The sequence below is a fragment of the Streptomyces sp. NPDC002206 genome (assembly GCF_053593595.1).
In genome coordinates, this window is the sequence record NZ_JBSFCW010000001.1 from 732,064 (window position 1) to 756,152 (window position 24,089).

A 24,089-nucleotide genomic window follows, 5' to 3' on the forward strand; every position below is an offset into this window, starting at 1 on the left:
GCTGTGTGCGTGTGTGTGTCGTACGTCTGTGTCGTTGTGCGGGCATGACCCTGCCCTGTTCGGTCCGCTCGGGGCAAACTTGGGCGGGGATGTGCGGTCAGAAGAGGTTGACCGCGGCGAACCGGAGTACGAGCTGCGGGGCGCCGGAGAGCACGATGCCGACCGCGGCGGTGAGGGCGATCGCCGTGGTGAGCGAGACGGGTGCCGCTACGGGTGCGTGCAGGGTCTGGACCGCCACCGCCGGGCCGTCGGCCAGGGCTGCGGCCGGGGCCGGGGCGGCCGGCTCGGCCTCTTCCGGGGCGCGGAACAGCGCAGCCGTCCACTGCAGGTAGTAGTAGAGCGCGATCACGACGTTCACGGCCATGACGACGGCGAGCCAGCCGAGTCCTGCGTCCACGGCCGCGGAGAAGACCGTGACCTTGGCGAAGAGGCCGACGATGCCCGGCGGGAGGCCGGCCAGGCAGAGCAGGAAGAAGCCCATCGCGAGGGCGGTGAGAGGGCGGGTGGCGTACAGGCCTCGGTAGTCGGAGAGGCGATTGTCCGGCTTTGTGCGGGCGACAAGGGCGACCACGGCGAAAGCGCCGAGGTTCACGACGGCGTACATGAGGGCGTACGCGACGGTGGAGCCGATCTGTTCGTCGCTGGAGTAGGCGGCGGAGGCGATCGGCACGAGGAGGTAGCCGGCCTGGGCGATGGACGACCAGGCGAGCAGGCGTACGGCGCTGCGGGCGCGGGTGGCGGTCTGGCGCAGGGCCGCGACGTTGCCGACGGTCATGGTGAGGGCGGCGACGACGGCGAGGGCCGGTCCCCAGACGTCGGCGTACGACGGGAACGCGATCACGGTGACGAGGATCAGCCCGGAGAAGCCGACGGCTTTGCCGACGACCGACAGGTAGGCGGCGACCGGCAGCGGGGCGCCGACGTAGGTGTCGGGGACCCAGAAGTGGAAGGGTGCGGCTGCGGTTTTGAAGGCGAAGCCGACGAGGGTGAGGGCGACGCCCGCCTCGGCGAGGGTGGAGAGCTGGTCGGGCACGTCGTGAAGGCGGGTGGCGAGTTCCGTGAGGTGGAGGGTGCCGGTCGTCGCATACACGAAGCTGACGCCGAGGAGCATCACGGCGGTCGCGACGACGGAGGAGAGGAAGAACTTGAGGGCCGCCTCGGAGGAGCGCCGGTCGTCGCGCTTGATGCCGACGAGGGCGAAGGCGGGCAGGGATGCGACTTCGAGGGCGACGACGAGGGTGGCGAGGTCGCGGGCGGCGGGCAGCAGTGCGGCGCCTGCCGCGGAGGACAGCAGCAGGAACCAGAATTCGCCGGCGGGGAGTCTGCGGGTGTCGCCGAAGGAGAGCAGCGCGGTGAGCAGGGCGCCGCCGAGGACGAGGACCTGGATGATCAGGGCGAAGTGGTCTGCGGTGTAGCTGCAGGCTTCGGTGCCGGTCCCCGTGGTGAGGCAGAAGGTGGAGTGGTTGCCGTCGCGCAGCGGGACGAGGAGGGCGAGGCCGGCGACGAGTCCGGCGATGCTCGCCAGGCCGAGGAGGGGTTTGCGTTCCTCGGGGAGGAAGAGGTCGGCCACCAGGATGATCAGGGCGACCGTCGCGACGATGACGGGGGGCGCGATGGCGAGCCAGTCGACGGACTGGACGAGGCTGGTGGTGCTGTCGGCCGCTGTGGTCACGACTTGCCTCCTGCGAGGAGCTTCTGCACGGCCGGGTCGGTGAGGCCGAGGAGGACGGCGGGCCACAGGCCGGCGAGGACGGTCAGGGCGGCGAGCGGGGTCCAGGCGGCGAACTCGTACGTCTGGATGTCTGCGATCCGGTGCGGTTCCTCGCGCTTCTCGCCCATGCAGACGCGGCGTACCACGATGAGCATGTATGCGGCGGTGAGCAGGGTGCCGAACGCGCCGATCGACATGAAGGTGAGGAAGGCCGGACGGCTGAGGCCCCGGGCCGGGTCGAAGGCGCCGAACAGGGTGAGCATCTCGCCCCAGAATCCGGCGAGCCCGGGCAGGCCGAGTGAGGCCACGGCGGCGAAGGCGAGGAGGCCGCCGAGGCGGGGGGCTCGGCCGTAGAGGGCGGCTCCGGTGGCGCCGGAGAGGGTGTCGAGGTCGGCGGTGCCGTACCGGTCCTTGACGGCGCCGACCAGGAAGAACAGCAGGCCGGTGATGAGGCCGTGGGCGATGTTGGCGAAGAGCGCGCCGTTGACGCCGGTGGGGGTCATGGTCGCGATGCCGAGGAGTACGAAGCCCATGTGGCCGACGGAGGAGTACGCGATCAGGCGCTTCAGGTCGCCCTTGGAGCCGGGGCGGGCGAGCGCCAGGCAGACGAGCGATCCGTAGACGATGCCGACGACTGCGAACGCGGCGAGGTACGGCGCGAAGGTGTGCATTCCGTCGGGGGTGATGGGCAGCAGGATGCGGACGAATCCGTACGTGCCCATTTTCAGCAGGACGCCTGCGAGGAGCACCGAGCCGACGGTCGGGGCGGCGGTGTGGGCGTCCGGCAACCAGCTGTGCAGCGGCCACATCGGGGTCTTCACGGCGAGCCCGATGCCGATCGCGAGTACGGCGATGACCTGCACGGACGAGGTGAGTCCACGGCCGTTGTCAGTGGCGAGTGCCACCATGTCGAAGGTGCCGCTCTTCAGTCCGATGAGGAGGAGGCCCAGCAGCATGATCACGGAGCCGAGCACCGTGTAGAGGATGAATTTCCAGGCGGCTTCCTGCCTCTGTGCGCCGCCCCAGCGGGCGATGAGGAAGTACATCGGGATGAGGACCATCTCGAACGCCAGGAAGAACAGCAGCAGGTCGAGGACGGCGAAGGTCGCGAGGGTGCCGGACTCAAGAACGAGGACAAGTGCGACGAAGGCCTTCGGGGAGGGACCGTCGGGCATTTTGAAGTAGCTGTAGAGCGCGCAGAGGAAGGTCAGCAGCGCGGTCAGCACGAGAAGGGGGAGCGAGATGCCGTCGATGCCGAGGTGGATGCGGACGTCGAGCGCCGGGATCCAGCTGATGTCGGTGGTGGCCTGCATCTTCGACGGGTGGTCGTGGTCGAAGCCGAGGGCCAGCACGATCGCGGCGATGAGGATCGCGCCGCTGACGGTCACGCCGTGGCGTAGCACGGCCTGGTCGGGGTTCTTTCCCCGCAGCCCGGGCGGGGCGGGCAGGAGGGCGGCGGCGGCGCCGATGAGCGGGCCCACGACGATGAACGCGAGAAGGAACTGCATCACGGATTCGCTGATATCGATCACGGCTCACGACCCGGCGTTGACGGTGGCAAAAACGACGGCGGCGATCGCCAGGACAAGGGAACCGGCGAGCAGTGCGCTGAGGTAGGTCTGCACATTGCCGGTCTGGGCGCGGCGGACGGCGGTGCCGAGCAGGCGTGCGCCGGTGCCGGAGCCGCGTACGTACGTGTCGACGACCTCCCGGTCCAGGAAGCGGACGAGGCTGGCCGCGGCCTGGACGGGGCGGACGAACAGTTTCGTGTAGAGGGCGTCCAGGTGGAAGCCGGTGGCGGCGTGGCGGTGGAGCGGGCCGAGCAGCAGCCGGCCCGGGTCGGCCGGGTCGGGGGTGCCCGGGGTGTCGCCGTAGCCGGCGGTGTGGTGGGTCATGGCCTCGGCCTCGACGAGTGCGGGTTCGGCGTCGGGGTGGGCGACGACGGCGCCGACGGGGGTGCGGGCGGCGAGGGCCGTGGTGTGGCGCCAGGCGGCGTAGGTGACGAGGCCGCCGACGAGGGCGACGCCGGTGGAGAGGACGGCGGTGGTCACGGTCGGGGTGAGGCTGTGGCCGTCGAACCAGTCGGTGATCACGCCGACGGTCAGTCCGAAGGCGATGGTGGGGATGGCGAGGACCCAGAGGACGGCGGTCATCGCGACGGGCTGCCTGCCGTGGTCGGGGACCTCGGCGCCGCGGCCGCGGAAGGCGAGGAGCCAGAGGCGGGTGGCGTATGCGGCGGTGAGGACGGCGGCGAGCAGTCCGGCGACGAGGACGGTCCAGCCGGCGGCGGCCGGAGCGACGTGCCGGTCGCCGAACGCGGTGTGTTCGGCGGCGACCAGGACGGCTTCCTTGGAGAAGAAGCCGGCGAACGGCGGGATGGCGGCGAGCGCGAGGAGGGCGACGGTCATCGTCCAGTAGGCGTCCGGGATGCGCTTGGCCAGTCCGCCCATGCGGGACATGGCGGTCAGCGAGTTGGTCCCGGCGGCGTGGATGACGACGCCCGCCGCGAGGAAGAGGACGGCCTTGAACGCGCCGTGCGAGAGGAGGTGGAAGACGGCGGCCCCGCGGTCGCCGACGGCCAGGGCACCGGACATGTAGCCGAGCTGGCCGATCGTCGAGTACGCGAGGACGCGTTTGATGTCGTCCTGGGCGAGCGCTGCGAGCCCTGATCCGATCATCGTGACCGCCGCCATGACGGCGAGGACGACGAGGGCGGCACCGGATTCGGCGAAGACGGGGAGGAGCCGGGCCACGAAGTAGATGCCGGCGGCGACCATCGTCGCCGCGTGGATCAGCGCGGAGACGGGGGTCGGGCCGGCCATCGCGTCGGGCAGCCAGGTGTGCAGGGGGAACTGCGCGGACTTACCGGCGACGCCTGCGAGAAGCAGCAGGGCGATGACGGTGGGATGGTCCAGGCCGCCGTTGGCGACGGCGCCGAGGATGCCGGTGATCCGGAAGGTGCCGGTGTCGGCGGCGAGCGCGAACAGGCCGATCAGGAAGGGGACGTCGCCGAGCTTGGTGACCAGGAAGGCCTTGAGGGAGGCGGCGCGCGCTTCGGGTGTCTCCCAGTAGTGGCCGACGAGGAAGTACGAGCAGATGCCCATGATCTCCCAGCCGACCATCAGCACCATCAGGTCGCCGGAGTAGACGACGAGCAGCATCGCCGCGGTGAACAGGGAGACGAGGGCCGCGTACGAGGGGTAGCGGGGGTCGTCGCGCAGGTAGCCGGTCGAGTAGATCTGCACGCAGGTCGCGACGAGCCCGACCAGGACGGCGACGAGGACCGCGAAGCCGTCGAGGTGGAGGGCGAGGTCGATCGGGACCGAGCCGGTGGGGGTGAGCCGGGTCGCAGCGTCGATGGCCGGGCCGCCGCCCTGGCGTGCGGCGACGACGACGGCGAGTACGGCCGCGCCGAGGGTGGGGAGGACGGCGAGGGGGCGTACGTAGCCGGGGGCGGTGCGGCCGAGGAGCAGGCCGGCTGCGGCGCCGAGGAACGGGAGGAGGGGGACGAGGACGGCGAGGGTCGTGGTGGTCACGCGGTGGCCTCTGCCTTCTTTGCCTTCCCTGCCGGAGCAGTGGCCTGGTCTTCGGTGCTGTCGCCGGGGAGGGCTTCGGCGGCGTCGGTTTCGGCGGTGTCGCGGAGGCGGTCGACGTCCGAGCTGCCTCGGTTGCGGTAGACGGCGAGGACGATCGCCAGGCCGATGCCGATCTCCGCCGCCGCGATGGCGATGGTGAAAAGGGTGAGGGCCTGGCCGGAATGCAGGGCGTCGCGGAGCCAGACATCGAAGGCGACCAGGTTGAGGTTGACGGCGTTGAGCATCAGCTCGACGGACATCAGGACCAGGATCGCGTTGCGACGTGCGAGGACTCCGTACAGCCCGGTGCAGAAGAGGAGGGCGGCGAGCACGGCGGGGTAGGCGAGGTGCATCAGCTCTGCTCCTTACTGCGCTTGCGGGACAGGACGATCGCGCCGACGAGGGCGGCGAGCAGCAGGACGGAGAGTGCTTCGAAGGGCAGGACCCAGTGCCGGAAGAGGAAGGCTCCGGTCGCCTCGGTGGACCCGTGGGCCGGTCCGTCCAGGTCTATCCAGGTGGCGCGGAAGGCGTCGACGACGACCCACACGAGGGCCGCCGCGGCGGCGACCGCCACGCCGAGGGCCGCCCAGCGGTTGCCGGAGTCGGCGTCCGGCGAGGGACCGATGGGGGCCTTGGTGAGCATCAGCCCGAAGAGAAGGAGGACGACGACGGAACCGACGTAGATCAGCACCTGCACCCAGGCGATGAACTCGGCGGTGAGCAGGAGGTACTCGACGGCGAGGCCACCGAGCGCGACGACCAGCCAGAGGGCGGCATGGACCAGCTGCTTGGTCGTGACGGTGATGAGGGCCGCTCCGAGGGTGGCGATGCCGACCAGGACGAAGGCGATCTCGATGCCGGTCGGGGAGAGGAAGCCGGGGTGGGCCGTGGCCGCGGTGGCTGCGAGTGTCACTCCTCCCCCTCTTCCTCTTCCTGGGCCTGCTGGGACGGCTGGGCTGCTTCCTTGGCCTGCTCGGCCTCCTGGGCGCGCTGGGCCTCGAGTTTCTCCGCCGTCTTGCGGGCGGCGGTGATCTCCTTCGGGTCCTCCGCCCCCGGGTCGAGCGCGGGCGGTTCGGGCACCGTCCACATCCATTCGCGGAGCTTGTCCCGCTCATGGGTGAGGTCGTGGATGTCCGTCTCCGCGTACTCGAACTCCGGCGACCAGAACAGCGCGTCGAAGGGACAGACCTCGATGCAGATACCGCAGTACATACAGAGAGCGAAGTCGATCGCGAAGCGGTCGAGGACATTGCGGCTGCGCTCGCGGCCGCCCGGGACGGCAGCGGGCACCGTCTCCTTGTGGGAGTCGATGTAGATGCACCAGTCCGGGCACTCACGGGCGCACAGCATGCAGACCGTGCAGTTCTCCTCGAACAGCCCGATGACACCGCGGGAGCGGGGCGGGAGTTCGGGCTGGACGTCCGGGTACTGCGCGGTGACCGTCTTCTTCGTCATCGTCCGCAGGGTGACGGCCAGGCCCTTGGCCAGGCCTGAGCCGGGGATCGGAGACATTAGCTGATCGCCACCTTCACGATGCCGGTGAGCGCGATCTGCGCGAGAGCGAGCGGGATGAGTGTGGTCCAGGCGAGCTTCTGCAGCTGGTCCTCGCGGAGGCGGGGGTAGCTCACCCGCAGCCAGATGACGACGAAAGCGAGGACCGCGGTCTTGAGGAGCGTCCAGACCCAGCCGAGTCCGTCGGCGCCGAGCGGTCCGTGCCAGCCGCCGAGGAAGAGGACGGTGGTCAATCCGCAGAGGACGACGATGCCCGCGTACTCGGCGAGCAGGAACAGTGCGAACCGCAGACCGGTGTACTCGGTGTACGCCCCGAAGATGATCTCCGAGTCGGCGATCGGCATGTCGAACGGCGGGCGCTGCAGTTCGGCGAGTCCGGCCACGAAGAAGACCAGGGCGCCGACGATCTGCCAGGGCAGCCACCACCACTCGAAGGCATTGACGATGCCGGGGAGGGAGACGGTGCCGGCCGCCATCGCGACGGATGCCGCGGCGAGCAGCATCGGCAGTTCGTACGCGAGGAGCTGGGCGGCGGTGCGGAGGCCGCCGAGGAGGGAGAACTTGTTCGCCGATGCCCAGCCGGCCATCAGCGAACCGAGCACTCCCACGCCCATGACGGCGAGCACGAAGAAGATGCCCGCGTCGACCACCTGGCCGACCGCGCCCTCGCTCGGGCCGATCGGGATGGCGACGAGCACCAGGAGGTACGGGAGGAGGGCGACGGCCGGCGCGAGCTGGAAGATGCGGCGGTCGGCGTCGGCCGGGACGATGTCTTCCTTCTGGGCGAACTTCACACCGTCGGCGACGAGCTGGGCCCAGCCGTGGAAGCCACCTGCGTACATGGGGCCGAGGCGGCCCTGCATGTGGGCCATCACCTTGTGCTCGGTCTGGCCCACGACGAGTGGGACGACCATGAACACCCCGAAGACGATGACGAGCCGGAGGGCGACGTCGAGTACGTCGTTCACGCGGTATCGCCTCCGGCGGGGGGGTTGGGGGTCGGCTCGGATACGGGGTCCGGGTTCGGGGTGTCCGGCTGATCCGGGGTGTCGGGCTGGTCAGGGGTGTCGGGCTGCGCCGGAGGCGCGGGCTCGTCCGAGGTGCCCGTGGCGTCGGTGGCGGGGCCGCTGCGCGGGGCCTCTCCCCTGCCCGCACCTTCCCGGACCGGGGGCTCCGCCCCGGGGCTCCCGCTCCTCGGTTGCCGGAGGGGCTGAGAGGCACCCGGCTCCTCGGTCTTGCCGACACTCGTCTTGCCGACACTCTGAGAGGAGCCCTCTTCCGGGGTCTCCTCGAAGGCCGGGCGGGCGTTGTGCCAGGGCGCGTCCGTGCCGCGGGGCGCCGGTTCCGCCGATGCCGATGCCGGCTCCGTCGCTCCCGGTTCCGTCGCTCCCGGTTCCGTCGCTCCGGGCTCCGTCGCTCCGGGCTCGGGCATCGCCGTTTCCCCCTGCTGGCTCGCCGAGCCCTGGGACGCACTGCGGGTGCGGCGCGGGGTCGCGGTCGGGGGTGTGGCTTCCGTGCTCGCGGCCGGTGCCGCCGCCTCCGGCTGCTGACTCGCCGAGCCCTCGCTCACGCTGCGGGCGCGGCGCACCGGGCGGTCGCCCGCGGCTCTGGCGGTGCGGGCCGGGCGGGTCGGGGCGGGTGGGAGCTGGCCCTTGAGGGGGCCCCATTCGTTCGGGTCGGGGACGCCCGGCGGCAGCATCGTGCGTCGCTTCGGTCCGCCGTGTTCGGATTCGCCCGGCTCCTTGGCGCCCGGCCAGGCCTTGGCGACCCGGGCCGCCAGCACGAAGTCCTTGCGTAGCGGGTGGCCCTCGAAGCCTTCGGGCAGCAGCAGCGGCACCAGATGCGGGTGGCCTTCGAAGCCGATGCCGAACATCTCGTGCGTCTCGCGCTCGTGCCAGGCGGCGCCCGAGTAGACGCCGACGGCCGTGGGAAGGACGGCAGCGTCGTGCGGAACGGTCGTACGGATCAGGAGTCGGCGGACCCTGCCGTGTGCCGGGGCGGCGACGTGGGCGCAGACGCGGAATCCGGTGCCCGGTTCGTCGACGGCGCTCAGCCAGTCGAAGTAGGTGCAGCCCAGCCGGTCGCGGGCCGTCTCGAGGGCAGCGATCCAGGCGGCGGCCGGGACGTCGACGGTCAGCAGCTCGTACGCGTGCTCCGCCGTGGCGTCCTCGCCGAAGAGTTCGGTGACGGCATCCGGCAGGCTGTCGTACGCATCGGCGGCGGGAGTGCTGGTCACTTCCGGTCCTCCCCCGGTGCGGGCGGGGCGGCGACCAGGCCGCTGCGCAGCGCGGCGGTGGAGGGCCGGCTGCCGCCGCCCGTCGCGTACCGCTCGCCCAGCGACTCGCGGGCGATCTTCTCCTGGAGCTTGAGGATGCCCTGGAGCAGGGCCTCCGGCCGGGGCGGGCAGCCCGGTACGTAGACGTCGACGGGGATGATCTGGTCGACGCCCTTCGTCACGGAGTACGAGTCCCAGTACGGGCCGCCGCAGTTCGAGCAGGCGCCGAAGGAGATGACGTACTTGGGCTCGGGCATCTGCTCGTACAGCCGCTTGACGGCCGGAGCCATCTTGTCCGTCACCGTGCCGGAAACGATCATGAGGTCGGCCTGGCGGGGGCCGGGGGCGAACGGGATCACACCGAGCCGGATGAAGTCGTGCCGGGCCATGGACGCGGCGATGAATTCGATGGCACAGCAGGCGAGGCCGAAGTTGAAGACCCAGAGGCTGTAGCGACGCCCCCAGTTGAGGACCACCTTCATCGGCTCCGGCGCGAGCCGGGACAGCACGCCGAGCCGCTTCGGCTCCAGCAGCAGGGTCGTTTCGGGCCGGGGCTGCGGCTCGGGGGTCTGCGGGCTCGTCACGTCCATTCGAGGACGCCCTTCTTCCATGCGTAGAGCAGTCCCACGGCCAGGAAACCGAGGAAGATGAACATTTCCACCAGCGTCGTCGCGCCGTATCCGGGCGCGGCGAATACGGTCGCCCATGGAAACAGGAAGATCGAGTCGACGGCGAAGATCACGTACAGGAAGGCATAGACGTAATAACGGACCTGGGTATGTGCCCATCCTTCACCCACGGGGTCCACGCCGCACTCGTACGTGAGGAGCTTTTCCGGTGTCGGGACCACGGGGCGCAGCAGTCGGCCGGCCCCGAAGGCCACGGCCACGAACAACACCCCGATCAGCGCGAGCAGTCCGACCACCGAGTAGCTGTCGAAGTAGTCCGACGCGAGAACGGTCGATTCCGGCAGGTCCGCCACGTAGGCCACGTCCGCCCCTCCGCTCCCTCATACCTGTTCGACGATCTGTACGCACGGGAGTCTAGGCCCTGCTAAAGAGACGGTAAGCAGCCGCGTCGGGCAAGAGGTGGGGTTATCCCTACTTCACCCCACCCATGAACCCCATGGCGTGCGCAGGTCCGGCCCGGCAGGCTGGGCGCATGACCATGAGCCCCCCGGTGCCCGACGGCGACCGACTGCCGCCCGCCCGCTTCGCCCTCGATCCGTGGACATGGAAGGAGATCTCCTATCTCCTGTCCAACCTGCCGATGGCGCTCGCCGGGTTTGTTTACACAGTGTTCATGATCGGTGTCGGTGTGGGGCTTTCGGTCACGGTGATCGGTCTGCCGCTGCTGGCCGCCGGGCTGCAGGGTGCGCGGCTGCTCGGCCGGGCCGAGCGGGGCCGGGCCCGGGGGCTGCTCGGGATACGGATCGACGAGCCGAGCTCGGTGGCGCTGGCCCGTCATGACCAGGGCTTCTTTCCGTGGCTGTGGTCGAGTCTCAAGGATCCGGTGGGCTGGCGCGCGGTGCTGTACTCGTTCATCCGGCTGCCCTGGGGCGTGCTCACGTTCACGGTGACGTCGGTGAGTCTGTTCGTTCTGTGGCCCGTGCTGCCCTTCACCGCGCGTCTGCTCACCAATGCGGACCGGGCGATGGCGCGCGGGCTGCTCTCGCCGTCGGACGAGCTGGAGCGCCGGATCGCCGAGCTGGAGTCCGACCGCGGGGTGGTCGTGGACACGGCCGCCGCCGACCTGCGGCGTATCGAGCGCGACCTGCATGACGGCGCCCAGGCCCGCCTCGTCGCCCTGGCCATGGGACTCGGCCTGGCGAAGGAGAAGCTCACCGAGGACCCGGAGGCGGCCGCCCGCATGGTCGACGAGGCGCACGGCGAGGTGAAGGTCGCCCTCCAGGAGCTCCGCGATCTCGCCCGCGGCATCCACCCGGCCGTCCTCACCGACCGCGGCCTGGACGCCGCGCTCTCCGCCATCGCCTCCCGCTGCACCGTCCCGGTGACGGTCGAGGTGGACCTGCCGGGGCGCCCGGCGGAGGCGATCGAGGGCATCGCCTATTTCACCGTCTCCGAGCTGCTGCAGAACGTGAGCAAACACAGCGGGGCGCGCTTGGCGTCCGTCGAGGTCTGGCGGTCGGCGGAGCGGCTGCTGATCCGGGTCAGCGACGACGGCCGGGGCGGGGCGCGGATGGACGGCGGTACGGGGATGTCGGGGCTGGCGGAGCGACTGGGAGCGGTCGACGGGCTGTTCGTCCTCGACTCCCCGGCCGGCGGGCCGACGACGGTCACCGCGGAGCTGCCCTGGCGGGACCGGGACCAGCGGCGGGGCCCGGACCGGGACCGGGGTCGGGACGGCGCGGGCACCGCTGAGCGCCGTTAGCCACCCAGAGGCGGGGGGTGGGGAAAACCCCCGGTCGAAGAGGGATACCGGCCTCATGGTGCCTCGTCCCGCAGAACAGCACCCTTGATGTATCAGCCGCTGTACGGGCTGTACCGGACAAGACCACCGCCGAAAGAAGAAACGGACGGCACCCATGGCCACGGCATACGGACCGGACACTCGGGACCATCAGCGGTCCGGCGCCGGCCCCGGGAACAACCCCCCGGTGAAGCACTTCTTCCCGGCGGTGCTGCGCGCGCCGCTGGAGGCGAGGACCTGGCGCGAGTTCAGCTATCTGCTGCTGAGCCTGCCGATCAGTGTGGTGCTCTTCAGCTTCGCGATCACCATGACCTCGCTGGGCGCGGGCCTGCTGATCACCTTCCTCGGCATCCCGGTCCTCGCCCTCGGTCTGGCGATGTGCCGCGGCTTCGGCGTGATGGAGCGGGCCCGGGCGCGGGGGCTGCTGAAGCTGGAGGTGGCGGAGCCGGCGCCGGTGCGCGGCAGGACGGGCGGCCTGATGTCGTGGGTGGGGGCGGTCCTGAAGAGCGGGGTGTCCTGGCGGCATCTGCTCTATGCGCTGCTGCACTTCCCGTGGGCGGTCTTCGCCTTCACCGTGTCGTTGACGTTCTGGGCGTACGGGTGGGCGGCGTTCACGTATCCGCTGTGGCAGTGGGTGTTCCCTGCGTACGTGGGAGGCGACGGCGTACAGCTGTACGGCGACGCCACGCACAACGTCTATCTCGACTCGTCGTTCGAGCTGACCGCGACCAGCGCGTTCGGTCTGGTTCTCGTCCTCCTCACCCCGTGGATCATCCGCGGTCTGGCGTCCGTGGACCGGGTGATGGTGTACGGGCTGCTCGGGCCGTCGCGGCTGGCGTCGCGCGTCGTCGAGCTGGAGTCGGACCGCGGGGTGGTCGTGGACACGGCCGCCGCCGACCTGCGGCGTATCGAGCGCGATCTGCATGACGGCGCCCAGGCCCGCCTCGTCGCCCTGGCCATGGGACTGGGTCTGGCGAAGGAGAAGCTCACCGAGGACCCGGAGGCGGCCGCCCGCATGGTCGACGAGGCGCACGGCGAGGTGAAGGTCGCCCTCCAGGAGCTCCGCGATCTCGCCCGCGGCATCCACCCGGCCGTCCTCACCGACCGCGGCCTGGACGCCGCGCTCTCCGCCATCGCCTCCCGCTGCACCGTCCCGGTGACGGTCGAGGTGGACCTGGCGTCCCGGCCCGCGCAGGCCATCGAGGGCATCGCCTACTTCTCCGTGTCCGAACTGCTGCAGAACGTCAGCAAGCACGCGCAGGCGACGCGTGCGACGGTCGATGTGTGGCGTACGGCCGACCGGCTGCTGCTCCAGGTCACCGACAACGGGCGGGGCGGGGCGGATCTGTCGGCGGGCAGCGGTCTCGCCGGTCTGGCCGAGCGGCTGGGGGCGGTCGACGGCGTCCTTGTCGTCGATTCCCCGGTGGGCGGCCCGACAAGGGTCACGGCCGAGCTCCCCTGGCGTGGCTGAGGCGGAGCACCTCACGGAGAGCGCGTCACACAGGAACATTGTCGCGCAACACATCTCGCGCAGCACATCTATACGCAGGTACGAATCGTCGTGCGGCGCCCGGATCCCGTCCGGGCGCCTCCGTCACGTCCCCCGCCCGCACACGAGCGTCCCTCACAGCCCCCGTCCGCGGACCGATGCTGGAATGCTGGGGGCACCGGGTCGGCCGCGGGCCGACGGACAACAACAGGGGGACAGGGCGTCGTGGCGGAGGACAGGGTGCGAGTAGTCATTGCCGAGGATTCGGTACTGCTCCGGGAGGGGCTCACCCGATTGCTGACCGATCTCGGGCACGACGTCGTCGCGGGGGTGGGGGACGCCGAGGCTCTGATCAAGACCGTGGGCGATCTTGCCGAGCAGGGCGAGCTGCCCGATGTGGTCGTCGCTGATGTGCGGATGCCGCCGACCCACACCGATGAGGGCGTGCGGGCGGCGGTGCGGCTGCGCAAGGAGTACCCCGGCATCGGGGTCCTGGTCCTTTCGCAGTATGTCGAGGAGCAGTACGCCACCGAGTTGCTGGCCGGCAGCAGCCGCGGTGTGGGCTATCTGCTGAAGGACCGGGTGGCGGAGGTCCGTGAGTTCGTGGACGCCGTGGTCCGGGTGGCGCAGGGCGGCACGGCGCTGGACCCTGAAGTTGTGGCTCAGCTGCTGGGCCGGAGCCGTAAGCAGGACGTCCTGGCCGGGCTGACGCCGCGCGAGCGCGAGGTGCTCGGTCTGATGGCGGAGGGGCGGACCAACTCGGCGGTCGCGAAGCAGCTGGTAGTGAGCGACGGCGCGGTGGAGAAGCACGTCAGCAACATCTTCCTGAAGCTCGGCCTGTCGCCCAGTGAGGGGGATCACCGACGGGTGCTGGCCGTCCTGACCTACCTCAACTCCTGATTACCTGACACCCTGTCAGATAATGGCCGATAATCATGCCCGGGCCGCGGAATAGGCGCCTGCGGGCGCCCGGCCACGCCGACGGACAGCCCAGGGGGTTCGCGAAATATGGCAAAGCGGCACGAAAAGGCGTCTCATAGTGGCGTCCACCATGTGACCGGTCCGGGGAAGGCGACCCTTACCGACGTAGGGTGGGCCTTGGGACCGCCGGCGGGCCGGACGGTCCCGAGCCGCCGCCCCGAGGGAGGTCCAGTTCAGTGACCAGCCAGGTCAGTAGCCCAGCCGACCAGGCCGATGAGGCCAACGACGCCGATCAGGCCAGTGAGGCTGTTCTCGGGGAGCAGCGAGCCCCCCAGCCCACAAAACCGGGCGCCGGCGAGAAAGAGATCCGCCGCCTGGACCGGGTGATCATTCGCTTCGCGGGTGACTCCGGAGACGGTATGCAGCTCACAGGTGACCGGTTCACCTCGGAGACGGCGTCGTTCGGGAACGACCTGTCGACGCTGCCGAACTTCCCGGCCGAGATCCGGGCCCCCGCAGGCACCCTGCCGGGCGTCTCGTCGTTCCAGTTGCACTTCGCCGACCATGACATCCTCACGCCGGGCGACGCCCCGAACGTGCTGGTCGCAATGAACCCCGCGGCGCTGAAGGCGAACATCGGCGATGTGCCGCGCGGTGCCGAAATCATCGTCAACACGGATGAGTTCACCAAACGCCCGATGGCAAAGGTGGGCTACGAGACCAGTCCGCTGGAGGACGGCTCGCTGCAGGCGTACAACGTCCATCCGGTGCCGCTGACGACGCTGACGATCGAGGCGCTGAAGGAGTTCGGGCTCTCCCGCAAGGAGGCCGAGCGCTCGAAGAACATGTTCGCGCTCGGGCTGCTCTCCTGGATGTACCACCGGCCGACCGACGGCACCGAGGCGTTCCTGCGGACGAAGTTCGCCAAGAAGCCGCAGATCGCCGAGGCGAACGTGGCCGCGTTCCGGGCGGGCTGGAATTTCGGTGAGACGACCGAGGACTTCGCGGTCAGCTACGAGGTGGCGCCCGCCTCGCACACCTTCCCCACCGGTACGTACCGGAACATCTCCGGGAACCTCGCCCTGTCGTACGGGCTGATCGCCGCGAGCCGGCAGGCGGATCTGCCGCTCTACCTGGGCTCGTACCCGATCACCCCGGCCTCCGACATCCTGCACGAGCTCAGCAAGCACAAGAACTTCGGCGTCCGCACCTTCCAGGCGGAGGACGAGATCGCGGGCATCGGTGCCGCGCTCGGCGCGGCGTTCGGCGGCTCGCTCGCCGTGACGACGACGTCCGGGCCCGGTGTGGCCCTGAAGTCGGAGACCATCGGTCTCGCCGTCTCGCTCGAACTGCCGCTGCTCGTCATCGACATCCAGCGCGGTGGCCCGTCCACCGGCCTGCCGACCAAGACCGAGCAGGCCGACCTGCTCCAGGCGATGTACGGGCGCAACGGCGAGGCCCCCGTGCCGATCGTGGCGCCGCGGACCCCGGCCGACTGCTTCGACGCCGCGATCGACGCGGCCCGGATCGCGCTGACGTACCGCACACCGGTCTTCCTGCTCTCGGACGGCTATCTCGCCAACGGCTCCGAGCCGTGGCGGATCCCGGACATCGACGAACTTCCGGATCTGCGCGTGCAGTTCGCCACCGGGCCCAACCATGAGCTGGCCGATGGCACCGAGGTGTTCTGGCCGTACAAGCGCGACCAGCACACCCTGGCCCGCCCGTGGGCCGTCCCCGGTACCCCCGGTCTCGAACACCGCATCGGCGGCATCGAGAAGCAGGACGGCACCGGCAACATCTCGTACGACCCGGCGAACCACGACTTCATGGTCCGCACCCGCCAGGCGAAGGTCGACGGCATCGAGGTCCCCGACCTGGAGGTCGACGACCCGGCCGGCGCCCGGACCCTGGTCCTGGGCTGGGGCTCCACATACGGCCCGATCACCGCCGCCGTCCGCCGGCTGCGCGCGGGCGGGCATCCGATCGCCCAGGCCCATCTGCGCCACCTCAACCCCTTCCCGAGGAATCTCGGCGAGGTGTTGAAGCGTTACGACAAGGTGGTCGTCCCGGAGATGAACCTCGGCCAGCTGGCTGCGCTCGTCCGGGCGAAGTATCTGGTCGACGCCCACAGTTACAACCAGGTCAACGGCATGCCGTTCAAGGCCGAGCAGCTCGCCACAGCTCTCAAGGAGGCCATCGATGCCTAACACCGACGAGGCACTCCCCACCGGTCTCCCGGCACTCCAGCTGGTGCCAAAGGCCGATGCCAGGCAGTCCATGAAGGACTTCAAGTCCGATCAGGAAGTGCGCTGGTGCCCCGGTTGCGGTGACTACGCGGTTCTCGCCGCCGTGCAGGGCTTCATGCCCGAGCTCGGTCTGGCGAAGGAGAACATCGTCTTCGTCTCCGGCATCGGCTGCTCCTCCCGGTTCCCGTACTACATGAACACGTACGGGATGCACTCGATCCACGGCCGTGCCCCGGCCATCGCCACCGGCCTGGCCTCGTCCCGCCGCGACCTGTCCGTCTGGGTCGTCACGGGTGACGGCGACGCGCTTTCCATCGGCGGCAACCACCTGATCCACGCGCTGCGCCGCAATGTGAACCTGAAGATCCTGCTGTTCAACAACCGGATCTACGGGCTCACCAAGGGCCAGTACTCGCCGACGAGCGAGGTCGGCAAGATCACCAAGTCGACGCCGATGGGCTCGCTCGACGCCCCCTTCAACCCGGTGTCGCTGGCCCTCGGCGCGGAGGCGTCGTTCGTCGCCCGCACCGTGGACTCCGACCGCAAGCACCTCACCAGCGTGCTGCGCGAGGCGGCGGCCCACCCCGGTACGGCACTGGTGGAGATCTACCAGAACTGCAACATCTTCAACGACGGCGCGTTCGAGGTCCTCAAGGACAAGGACCAGGCCGAGAACGCCGTGATCCGGCTGGAGCACGGGCAGCCGATCCGCTTCGGTACCGGGCAGTCCAAGGGTGTCGTACGCGACCCGGCCACCGGTGACCTCAAGGTCGTCGAGGTCACCGCGGAGAACGAGTCGCAGGTCCTGATCCACGACGCGCACGCCGCCAGCCCCACCACGGCGTTCGCGCTGTCCCGGCTCGCCGACCCCGACACCCTGCACCAGACCCCGATCGGGGTGCTGCGCAGCGTGGAGCGCCCGGTCTACGACACGCAGATGGCCGAGCAGCTCGACACCGCGGTCGAGCAGATCGGCAAGGGCGACCTGGCCGCGCTGCTCGCCGGCAACGACAACTGGACGGTCGTCGGGTAGGGCCTTGCTCTCGGATCGGCCCGCGAGCCGGCAGGGTCCGAAAGAGAGGCCCTGGGACACGGACGGGCACACCGTACGGGTGCCGGACCGGGGAGTCTTCACCGCTCCCGGCCCGGTACCCGTTCTCATGTGCCCATGGCCCTGGACCGTCCCGCGTACCGCATCAAACGGCATCTGCTCGGCAAGCCCCTCACCACCGAGCGCATCAGCGACGAGAAACTGAGCAACCGGACGGCGCTCGGGGTGCTCGCCTCCGACTGCATCAGTTCGTCCGCGTACGGCTCCGAGGAGATGCTGCGGGTCCTCGTGCCCGTCGTCGGCGCGGCGGCCTTCACCCTGCTCATGCCGGTGACCGGCGCGATCCTGCTCGTCCTGCTGCTCCTGACGCTCTGTTACAGCGATGTCGTCATGATCTACACCAGGGCGGGCGGTTCGTACGTCGTCGCCCGGGAGAACTTCGGGCCGAACATCGCGCAGATCGCCTCCGTGGCGCTGCTGGTCGACTACATCGTGACCGTCGCCGTCCAGGTGTCGGCCGGTACGAACGCCCTCATCTCGCTCGCCCATCTGATCGGGGGCGGCTGGACCGGCCTGGACCATCTGCAGCTGCCGGTCTCCGTAGCGGTGATCGTGCTGCTCGCGTACGGGAATCTGCGTGGCATCCGCGAGGCGGGCCGGACCTTCGCACTGCCCGCTTATCTCTTCATGGCCGCGGTCGGTCTGGTACTGGTCGTCGCCGGTGCGCGCGGGCTGACGGGCGGGCTGCCGCACGCCGATCTGCACGCGCCGGGGGTGGTGCCGCTGGGCACGCCGGGCAATGGCTGGCTCTACGGCGCCTCGCTCTTCATCGTGCTGCGGTCCTTCGCCAACGGCGGCTCATCGCTCACCGGACTCGAAGCGATCTCCAACGGCATCTCCGCGTTCCGCGAGCCGCAGGGCCGCAACGCCCGCCGCACGCTCATCACCATGAGCTGTGTGCTCGGCGTCCTCGTCCTCGGCGTCTCCACCCTGGCGCACTTCACGCACGCCGTCCCGTACACCGACGGCACGCCGACCGTCATCGCGCAGGAGGCCCATCTCGCCTTCGGCAGCGGGCCATTGGGGACGGTCGGGCTGATTTTCGTACAGCTCGCGACCGCGCTGGTCCTCTATACGGGCGCCAACACGCCGTTCACCGGCTTCCCGTTCCTCGCCAGCTTCGTGGCCGCGGACCGGTTCCTGCCGCGGGTGCTGACCCGGCGCGGGCACCGGCTGGCCTTCTCCAACGGGATCATCGCGCTGACCGTCGTCTCGCTGGCGCTGCTGCTGGCCACCGGCGCCAGCGTGGACAGGCTGGTGGCGCTGTACGCGATCGGTGTGTTCACCGCGTTCACCATGGCCGGGTCCGGCCTCACCGCGTACCACCTGCGCCGCCGCGAGCCGTACCGCAGGGTGAAGATCGTGGTCAACGGGCTGGCCGCGGTCATCTCGGCCGCCGTGGTGCTGATCTTCGCGGTCACCAAGTTCACCGAGGGCGCGTGGCTGGTCGTGGTGGTCTTTCCGCTCGGCGTCTGGGCGCTGATGCGGATCAACCGCGAGTACCGGCGTGAGGCCGCCGCGCTGCAGAGCATCCAGGCGCCGGGCGCCGACCGGCCGCGGGTCCGGCGCCATCTGGTCTTCGTCCTCGTCGACACGCTCGATCTGGCGACGCTGAAGGCGCTGCGGTACGCCCATGAGCTGCGCCCGGACGAGATCCGGGCGGTGCACTTCTCGATCGACGAGGCGCACGGCAGGCGGCTGGCCGCCCGGTGGGAGGCGACGGCCGCGACGTCCGTGTCGCTGGAGCTGGTGGCGTGCCCGGACCGGCGGCTGCGTCACGCGATGAAGGAGCTCGCGACCCGGACCACGGCGGACGGGGAGACCTCGCTGACGGTGCTCGTGCCGCGGCGGCTGTACTCCAACGCGCTCGGGAAGATCCTGCACCGGGGCACCGGCGAGGCGATGGCCATCGCGCTGGAGCAGCTGCCGCACGTGGCGGTGACGATCCTGCCGTTCGACGTCTCGCGCGCGCTGCGGACGCTGGCGGAGGGGCGGGCCCCTCAACCCGACTGAGCGCCACCTGCCCACCGGGGCCCGACTGACTCCGACTGCCCCCGAGCCGCCTCAGCCCGGCTGGTCCTGCGTCGCCTTCCGCGCGTCGTACGTCTCGCGGGCCGCGTGCACGGCGTCGAGGCGCCGCTCGGTCCAGCGCGCCAGCCCCCACACCTGCTCGGCGGCCTCCTTGCCCAGCCCGGTGAGCGAGTAGTCCACCCGCGGCGGGATCACCGGCTTGGCGTCCCGGTGCACAAATCCGTCGCGCTCCAGCGTCTGGAGGGTCTGGGCCAGCATCTTCTCGCTGACGCCGCCGACCTCGCGGCGCAGTTCGCTGAACCGGTACGAGCGCTCCAGCAGGGCGGCGAGGACGAGGACGCCCCAGCGGCTGGTGACGTGTTCGAGCACCAGCCGGGAGGGGCACATCTGCCGGTTCACATCCGGCACCTTACTTACGCTCATACCAGTACCTTACTTCAGAGTGGGTACTTTCCTCTGGTTAGTGCTGCCCCTAGGGTGAGTGACAGAGAGCCCGAACGAGGACCAGAGCATCCAAAGAGGAGAAACCCCCCCATGAGCATCGTCGTCACCGGAGCCACCGGACAGCTCGGCCGTCTCGTCGTCGACGAGCTGCTGACCACCGTGCCCGCGAGCGAGATCGCCGCTGTCGTCCGCGACAAGGAGAAGGCCGCCGGCCTGGCCGCCCGCGGCGTCGAGCTGCGGATCGCCGACTACGACCGGCCCGAGAGCCTCACCGACACCTTCGAAGCCGGGGACCGGGTCCTGCTCATCTCAGGCAGCGAGGTCGGCAAGCGCGTACCGCAGCACACCGCCGTCATCGACGCGGCCAAGGCGGCGGGCGTCGCGCAGCTCGCGTACACCGGCGTGCTGGGCGGCCCCGATGCCGACTTCCAGCTGGCCGCCGAGCACAAGGTCACCGAGCAGCTGATCCTCGACTCGGGCCTGCCCCACACCTTCCTGCGCAACGGCTGGTACACCGAGAACTACACGGCGAACCTCGCCCCGGCCCTGGCGCACGGCGCCGTCGTCTCCAACGCGGGCGAGGGCCGGGTCGCCTCCGCCACGCGCGCCGACTACGCAGCCGCGGCGGCCGCCGTACTGACCGGCGAGAGTCACCTCGGCAAGGCCTACGAGCTGAGCGGCGATGTCGCCTGGTCGTTCGCCGAGTACGCGGCCGAGGTGTCGAAGGCCACCGGCAAGGAGATCGCGTACAACAACGTCCCCGCCGCCGTGCACCAGGAGATCCTGGTCGGCGCCGGCCTGCCCGAGGGGTTCGCGGCAATCCTGGTCGACGTCGACGAGGCGATCGCGCGCGGACTGCTCGCCGGGGCCAACGGTGACCTGGCCCGCCTGATCGGCCGCCCGACGACGCCGCTCGCCGAGACGGTGGCCGGCGCGGTCGCCGCCGCGTAGGGCGTACTCCTCCGGACCGGCTCGGGCCCGGCGTCATGACCGTATCGCAATACGGGTATGACACCGGGCCCTCATGGCGTTACCGTCGTGCAGTTGACGGTGCAGCCGAATGGCTGACGCGGAGGATGCCGGGAGGGCCCGTGGCGGGGACAAATGAACAGCGGGCGGGATTGCTGTCCGGCTTCGGCGCGTATGGCCTGTGGGGCCTCGTCCCGCTCTTCTGGCCGCTGCTGAAGCCGTCCGGGGCGATCGAGATCCTCGCCCACCGCATGGTCTGGTCACTCGCCGTCGTCGGCATCGCGCTGCTCGCGCTGCGCCGCTGGGCATGGATCGGCGAGCTGGTACGGCAGCCGAAGAAGATGGGCCTCATCGCGGTCGCCGCGGCCGTCATCACCGTCAACTGGGGCCTGTACATCTGGTCCGTCAACAACGGTCATGTCGTCGAGGCGTCACTCGGCTACTTCATCAACCCGCTGGTCACCATCGCCATGGGCGTCCTGCTCCTCGGCGAACGGCTGCGCCCGGTGCAGTGGGTGGCGGTCGGCACCGGCGTCGCGGCGGTGCTCGTGCTGGCGATCGGATACGGGCGTCCACCGTGGATCTCGTTGACGCTGGCGTTCTCCTTCGCGACGTACGGCCTGGTGAAGAAGAAGGTCAACATGGGCGGCCTGGAGTCGCTCAGCGCAGAGACCGCGGTGCTGTTCGTGCCCGCGCTCGGGTATCTGCTGTGGCTCGGGGTGCAGGGCGACGCGACGTTCGTGTCCGCGGGTGCGGGCCATGCGGCGCTGCTCGCCGCGACGGGTGTCGTGACGGCCGCACCGCTGGTCCTGTTCGGGGCCGCGGCGATCCGCGTACCGCTCTCGACGCTGGGCCTCCTTCAGTACCTGGCGCCGGTCTTCCAGTTCGCCCTCGGCATCCTGTACTTCCACGAGGCCATGCCGCCGGAGCGGTGGGCCGGGTTCGCGCTGGTGTGGCTGGCGCTCACACTGCTGACGTGGGACGCGTTCCGGACGGCGCGGAGGACGAGGACGCAGGCGGCGCGGCTTGCGGCGTCGGCGCAGCCGCCGTCGGAGCGTCTTCCGCACCAGCTTCCGGCCGACGGGAGCTCTTCGCCGTACGCAGCCCGAGGACAGTGATCAACGCGCCCGGCGTCGCCATCGCCACCGAACGACGAGAGCCGTCCGGAAGGCCGCCAGGGTGGCTCCGGGCGAGCCGCCCGTACCCGCCGTAGCATCCCGCACATCGGTGCCACCGCCGAGCGCGGTGGCACGCGCCGCCTGCGACGCCGGGGCGACCGTGATCGACAACCAAACATGACTCAGTTGCTTTTTTAACTCTGTTGCGTTTTCCTGGATGTCCACGGAACCGCAACCGAGGAGTGCCCATGCCCGCATCCCCGCCCACGGCCGCCGTCCTGATCGTGGGGGCCGGACCGACGGGACTCACCCTGGCCTGCGACCTCGCCCGCCGCTCGATCCCCGTACGGATCATCGACAAGTCCCCCGAGTTCCCGCGCAGCTCGCGAGCCAAGGGGCCCAACCCCCGCTCCCTGGAGGTCCTGGCGGATCTCGGCGTCGTCGAGGAGATCCTGGCCGCCGGCTCGGCGCCGCTGCCCATGCGCAAGTACCGGGACAGGGTGCCGGTCGCCGACGCCGACCCGTTCGCGACATCGCGCCCGACACCCGACGTCCCGTACGACCGGCCATGGATGATCGCCCAGTGGAAGCTGGAGGAGATCCTGCGGACCCGCCTGGCGGAGTACGGCGTGCAGGTCGAACTGTCGGCCGAGGTAACGGGGTTGAAGGAAGGGCCGGACTCGGTGACCGCGTCGCTCGCTGACGGCAGGGACATCGAGGCGCGGTACGTGGTGGGCTGCGACGGCGGCCACAGCGCGGTACGGAAACTCCTCGGCATCCCGTTCGAGGGGGAGACGAACGAGGAGCAGGCCATGGTCTGCGGCGACGTCGAGGTGGACGGCCTCGACCGCGGCTACTGGCACCAGTGGTTCGACGAGGACGGCGCCGTGATGCTGTGCCCGATCCCTGGTACGCGGTCGGGCTGGTGGTTCCAGGCGGGACCCGAGACCGACGCCTCGGGAGCACCCGTACCCCCGTCGCTGGAGAGCTTCCGCCGGCTCTTCGCCCGGCACACCGGACTGCCGGCCACCCACCTGTCGAACGCCACCCTGCTGTCCACGTACCGGGTCAATGTCCGAATGGTCGACCGCTACCGGGTGGGCCGCGCGTTCCTGGCCGGCGACGCCGCGCATGTGCACTCGGTGGCGGGCGGTCTGGGCATGAACACCGGGATCCAGGACGCGTTCAACCTGGGCTGGAAGCTCGCGCTGGTCGTCGGCGGCCAGGCAGGACCGGCCCTGCTCGACACATACGAGGAGGAGCGGCTGCCGGTCGCCTCCTGGACGCTGGACATCACCTCCGAGCGGCTGCGGGCGACACTCGAAGCGATCAAGAAGCCGGGCGGCGGGCTGGATGCGGCGGCCACCCCGGAGACCACCGGCCTGAGCCGCGGCTACCGCTGGAGCTCCCTCTCCCACGACGGTACGGGCGGGAGCCCCACCGGTCCGCTGCGGGCGGGCGACCGCGCTCCGGACGCCCCCTGCCGCAAGACCGCGACCGGCGCACCGATCCGCCTGTTCGAGGCATTCGCCGGACCGCACTTCACCCTGCTGGGCTTCGGCGCGGGCACGGCTGAGGCACTGCAGGAGGCGGCCGCGAGGTACGGCGACGCGTTGCGGGCGTACGCGCTGGACCCGGCGAACACGGACGGCCTGGCCGACGACGGGGGTCATGCCCGCTCGGCGTACGGGATCGTGCCGGGTGAGGACACCCTCGTCCTGGTCCGGCCCGACAACCACGTGGGTCTGATCACTCCGGCCGCGGACGGCCGGGCCGTGGTGGACTACCTCGACCGGCCGGCATGAGTCAGCAGCCCTTGCGCAGCGGGGTGAAGGACAGCTTGGCGCCCTCCTTGAGCTGAGTGGCCTTGCGGTAGACGTCCGACTCGACCTCGTACCAGACGTCGTCCGCGGTGGAGTTGCCACCGACGTTGTCGAGTTCGACGCACCAGCGCGCCCGGCGCACGACACGGGTGTAGCGCATGGTGCCCTGCTGGACCTTCTTGCAGTCCTTGTAGGAGTCGTCGGTGTACCAGGTCCGGCTCCTCTTCCGGCGGCCCGTGCCGCTGGTGGAGGTGTGCTTGACCCTCCTGACACGGGTCGTGCAGCGCTTGACCATGCGCGGCCGGGTGCTCGTGGTGGTCCTCCGTGTGATGTGGCGGGTGTCGTCGCGCAGTCCCGAGACGGTGCGGTCGGTCGGGCTCGGCACGGTGCCGTCGACCACTCCCGAGCCGGCGGGACCGGTGGGTACAGCG

Annotated in this window: 21 protein-coding genes; 9 read left to right on the forward strand and 12 right to left on the reverse strand. The window is 70.4% G+C overall.

Annotated elements, in window-relative coordinates; genetic code table 11:
• Window positions 1-97: 97 nt before the first annotated feature.
• The 10 genes from ACWCP8_RS03490 to ACWCP8_RS03535 are packed head-to-tail and all read right to left on the reverse strand — an operon-like array spanning window position 98 to window position 10,055.
• On the reverse strand, window positions 98-1,672 hold the full coding sequence (locus ACWCP8_RS03490; protein ID WP_451114004.1) for an NADH-quinone oxidoreductase subunit N: 1,575 nt from the start codon (window positions 1,670-1,672) through the stop codon (window positions 98-100).
• Entirely contained in the window at window positions 1,669-3,219 is a 1,551-nt protein-coding gene (locus ACWCP8_RS03495) for a complex I subunit 4 family protein (protein WP_451114005.1), read from the reverse strand. Before ACWCP8_RS03495 ends, ACWCP8_RS03490 begins: the two co-directional genes overlap by 4 nt.
• Window positions 3,220-3,246: 27 nt before the next feature.
• Window positions 3,247-5,247 carry an NADH-quinone oxidoreductase subunit 5 family protein gene (locus tag ACWCP8_RS03500; protein WP_451114006.1) on the reverse strand — a complete coding sequence of 667 codons (2,001 nt, stop codon included), beginning with the start codon at window positions 5,245-5,247 and terminating at the stop codon, window positions 3,247-3,249.
• Window positions 5,244-5,639, reverse strand: a complete 396-nt coding sequence (nuoK, locus tag ACWCP8_RS03505; RefSeq protein WP_030926276.1) for an NADH-quinone oxidoreductase subunit NuoK — start codon at window positions 5,637-5,639, stop codon at window positions 5,244-5,246. The genes ACWCP8_RS03500 and nuoK overlap by 4 nt, the downstream gene beginning before the upstream one ends.
• Window positions 5,639-6,199: an NADH-quinone oxidoreductase subunit J family protein gene (locus ACWCP8_RS03510; protein WP_352265742.1), complete on the reverse strand. Its 561-nt coding sequence runs from the start codon at window positions 6,197-6,199 to the stop codon at window positions 5,639-5,641. Before ACWCP8_RS03510 ends, nuoK begins: the two co-directional genes overlap by 1 nt.
• Window positions 6,196-6,798 (reverse strand): NuoI/complex I 23 kDa subunit family protein, encoded by a 603-nt coding sequence (locus ACWCP8_RS03515; RefSeq protein WP_451114007.1) that lies wholly within the window; start codon window positions 6,796-6,798, stop codon window positions 6,196-6,198. Before ACWCP8_RS03515 ends, ACWCP8_RS03510 begins: the two co-directional genes overlap by 4 nt.
• A complete protein-coding gene (locus tag ACWCP8_RS03520) occupies window positions 6,798-7,766 on the reverse strand; it encodes a complex I subunit 1/NuoH family protein (protein ID WP_352265746.1) in 969 nt (322 codons plus the stop codon). Before ACWCP8_RS03520 ends, ACWCP8_RS03515 begins: the two co-directional genes overlap by 1 nt.
• Window positions 7,763-9,034 (reverse strand): NADH-quinone oxidoreductase subunit C, encoded by a 1,272-nt coding sequence (locus ACWCP8_RS03525; RefSeq protein WP_451114008.1) that lies wholly within the window; start codon window positions 9,032-9,034, stop codon window positions 7,763-7,765. The genes ACWCP8_RS03520 and ACWCP8_RS03525 overlap by 4 nt, the downstream gene beginning before the upstream one ends.
• Window positions 9,031-9,663, reverse strand: coding sequence for an NADH-quinone oxidoreductase subunit B (locus tag ACWCP8_RS03530; RefSeq protein ID WP_451114009.1), 633 nt, complete (start codon window positions 9,661-9,663; stop codon window positions 9,031-9,033). The genes ACWCP8_RS03525 and ACWCP8_RS03530 overlap by 4 nt, the downstream gene beginning before the upstream one ends.
• The gene (locus tag ACWCP8_RS03535; RefSeq protein WP_267008001.1) at window positions 9,654-10,055 is read right to left on the reverse strand and encodes an NADH-quinone oxidoreductase subunit A; all 402 of its coding nucleotides are present in this window, start codon (window positions 10,053-10,055) and stop codon (window positions 9,654-9,656) included. The genes ACWCP8_RS03530 and ACWCP8_RS03535 overlap by 10 nt, the downstream gene beginning before the upstream one ends.
• A 179-nt stretch (window positions 10,056-10,234) precedes the next feature.
• Here ACWCP8_RS03535 and ACWCP8_RS03540 point away from each other — a divergent pair, with 179 nt between their 5' ends.
• From ACWCP8_RS03540 to ACWCP8_RS03565, 6 genes are all read left to right on the forward strand, one after another.
• The gene (locus ACWCP8_RS03540; RefSeq protein ID WP_451114010.1) at window positions 10,235-11,464 is read left to right on the forward strand and encodes a sensor histidine kinase; all 1,230 of its coding nucleotides are present in this window, start codon (window positions 10,235-10,237) and stop codon (window positions 11,462-11,464) included.
• Between the two features lie 154 nt (window positions 11,465-11,618).
• A complete protein-coding gene (locus ACWCP8_RS03545) occupies window positions 11,619-12,974 on the forward strand; it encodes a sensor histidine kinase (protein ID WP_352265751.1) in 1,356 nt (451 codons plus the stop codon).
• A gap of 258 nt (window positions 12,975-13,232) precedes the next feature.
• Complete coding sequence (locus ACWCP8_RS03550) at window positions 13,233-13,892, forward strand: response regulator transcription factor (RefSeq protein ID WP_267008002.1); 660 nt, start codon at window positions 13,233-13,235, stop codon at window positions 13,890-13,892.
• 257 nt (window positions 13,893-14,149) lie between these two features.
• Window positions 14,150-16,123, forward strand: a complete 1,974-nt coding sequence (locus ACWCP8_RS03555) for a 2-oxoacid:acceptor oxidoreductase subunit alpha (RefSeq protein WP_352265753.1) — start codon at window positions 14,150-14,152, stop codon at window positions 16,121-16,123.
• Window positions 16,116-17,195: a 2-oxoacid:ferredoxin oxidoreductase subunit beta gene (locus ACWCP8_RS03560; RefSeq protein ID WP_352265755.1), complete on the forward strand. Its 1,080-nt coding sequence runs from the start codon at window positions 16,116-16,118 to the stop codon at window positions 17,193-17,195. Before ACWCP8_RS03555 ends, ACWCP8_RS03560 begins: the two co-directional genes overlap by 8 nt.
• Before the next feature lie 135 nt (window positions 17,196-17,330).
• Entirely contained in the window at window positions 17,331-19,286 is a 1,956-nt protein-coding gene (locus tag ACWCP8_RS03565) for an APC family permease (RefSeq protein ID WP_352265757.1), read from the forward strand.
• Window positions 19,287-19,337: 51 nt separating this feature from the next.
• Here the strand turns inward: ACWCP8_RS03565 and ACWCP8_RS03570 are convergent, their stop codons facing one another.
• Window positions 19,338-19,727, reverse strand: a complete 390-nt coding sequence (locus ACWCP8_RS03570) for a winged helix-turn-helix transcriptional regulator (RefSeq protein WP_267003139.1) — start codon at window positions 19,725-19,727, stop codon at window positions 19,338-19,340.
• Between the two features lie 111 nt (window positions 19,728-19,838).
• Between ACWCP8_RS03570 and ACWCP8_RS03575 the strand changes: the two genes are divergently transcribed.
• From ACWCP8_RS03575 to ACWCP8_RS03585, 3 genes are all read left to right on the forward strand, one after another.
• The gene (locus ACWCP8_RS03575; RefSeq protein ID WP_451114011.1) at window positions 19,839-20,699 is read left to right on the forward strand and encodes an SDR family oxidoreductase; all 861 of its coding nucleotides are present in this window, start codon (window positions 19,839-19,841) and stop codon (window positions 20,697-20,699) included.
• A gap of 140 nt (window positions 20,700-20,839) precedes the next feature.
• Entirely contained in the window at window positions 20,840-21,835 is a 996-nt protein-coding gene (gene rarD, locus ACWCP8_RS03580; RefSeq protein ID WP_352265761.1) for an EamA family transporter RarD, read from the forward strand.
• Between the two features lie 248 nt (window positions 21,836-22,083).
• Window positions 22,084-23,640, forward strand: coding sequence for an FAD-dependent oxidoreductase (locus tag ACWCP8_RS03585; RefSeq protein WP_451114012.1), 1,557 nt, complete (start codon window positions 22,084-22,086; stop codon window positions 23,638-23,640).
• A gap of 1 nt (window position 23,641) precedes the next feature.
• Here the strand turns inward: ACWCP8_RS03585 and ACWCP8_RS03590 are convergent, their stop codons facing one another.
• The gene (locus ACWCP8_RS03590; RefSeq protein ID WP_451114013.1) at window positions 23,642-24,043 is read right to left on the reverse strand and encodes a hypothetical protein; all 402 of its coding nucleotides are present in this window, start codon (window positions 24,041-24,043) and stop codon (window positions 23,642-23,644) included.
• Window positions 24,044-24,089 lie beyond the last annotated feature (46 nt).

Bases quoted from the DNA above. Each gene is read 5' to 3' on its own strand.
- ACWCP8_RS03495 (WP_451114005.1), bottom strand. From the start codon at position 3,219: ATGCAGTTCCTTCTCGCGTTCATCGTCGTGGGCCCGCTCATCGGCGCC.
- nuoK (WP_030926276.1), bottom strand. From the start codon at position 5,639: ATGCACCTCGCCTACCCCGCCGTGCTCGCCGCCCTCCTCTTCTGCACC.
- ACWCP8_RS03515 (WP_451114007.1), bottom strand. From the start codon at position 6,798: ATGTCTCCGATCCCCGGCTCAGGCCTGGCCAAGGGCCTGGCCGTCACC.
- ACWCP8_RS03530 (WP_451114009.1), bottom strand. From the start codon at position 9,663: ATGGACGTGACGAGCCCGCAGACCCCCGAGCCGCAGCCCCGGCCCGAA.
- ACWCP8_RS03540 (WP_451114010.1), top strand. From the start codon at position 10,235: ATGACCATGAGCCCCCCGGTGCCCGACGGCGACCGACTGCCGCCCGCC.
- ACWCP8_RS03545 (WP_352265751.1), top strand. From the start codon at position 11,619: ATGGCCACGGCATACGGACCGGACACTCGGGACCATCAGCGGTCCGGC.
- ACWCP8_RS03560 (WP_352265755.1), top strand. From the start codon at position 16,116: ATGCCTAACACCGACGAGGCACTCCCCACCGGTCTCCCGGCACTCCAG.
- ACWCP8_RS03565 (WP_352265757.1), top strand. From the start codon at position 17,331: ATGGCCCTGGACCGTCCCGCGTACCGCATCAAACGGCATCTGCTCGGC.
- ACWCP8_RS03570 (WP_267003139.1), bottom strand. From the start codon at position 19,727: ATGAGCGTAAGTAAGGTGCCGGATGTGAACCGGCAGATGTGCCCCTCC.
- ACWCP8_RS03575 (WP_451114011.1), top strand. From the start codon at position 19,839: ATGAGCATCGTCGTCACCGGAGCCACCGGACAGCTCGGCCGTCTCGTC.
- ACWCP8_RS03585 (WP_451114012.1), top strand. From the start codon at position 22,084: ATGCCCGCATCCCCGCCCACGGCCGCCGTCCTGATCGTGGGGGCCGGA.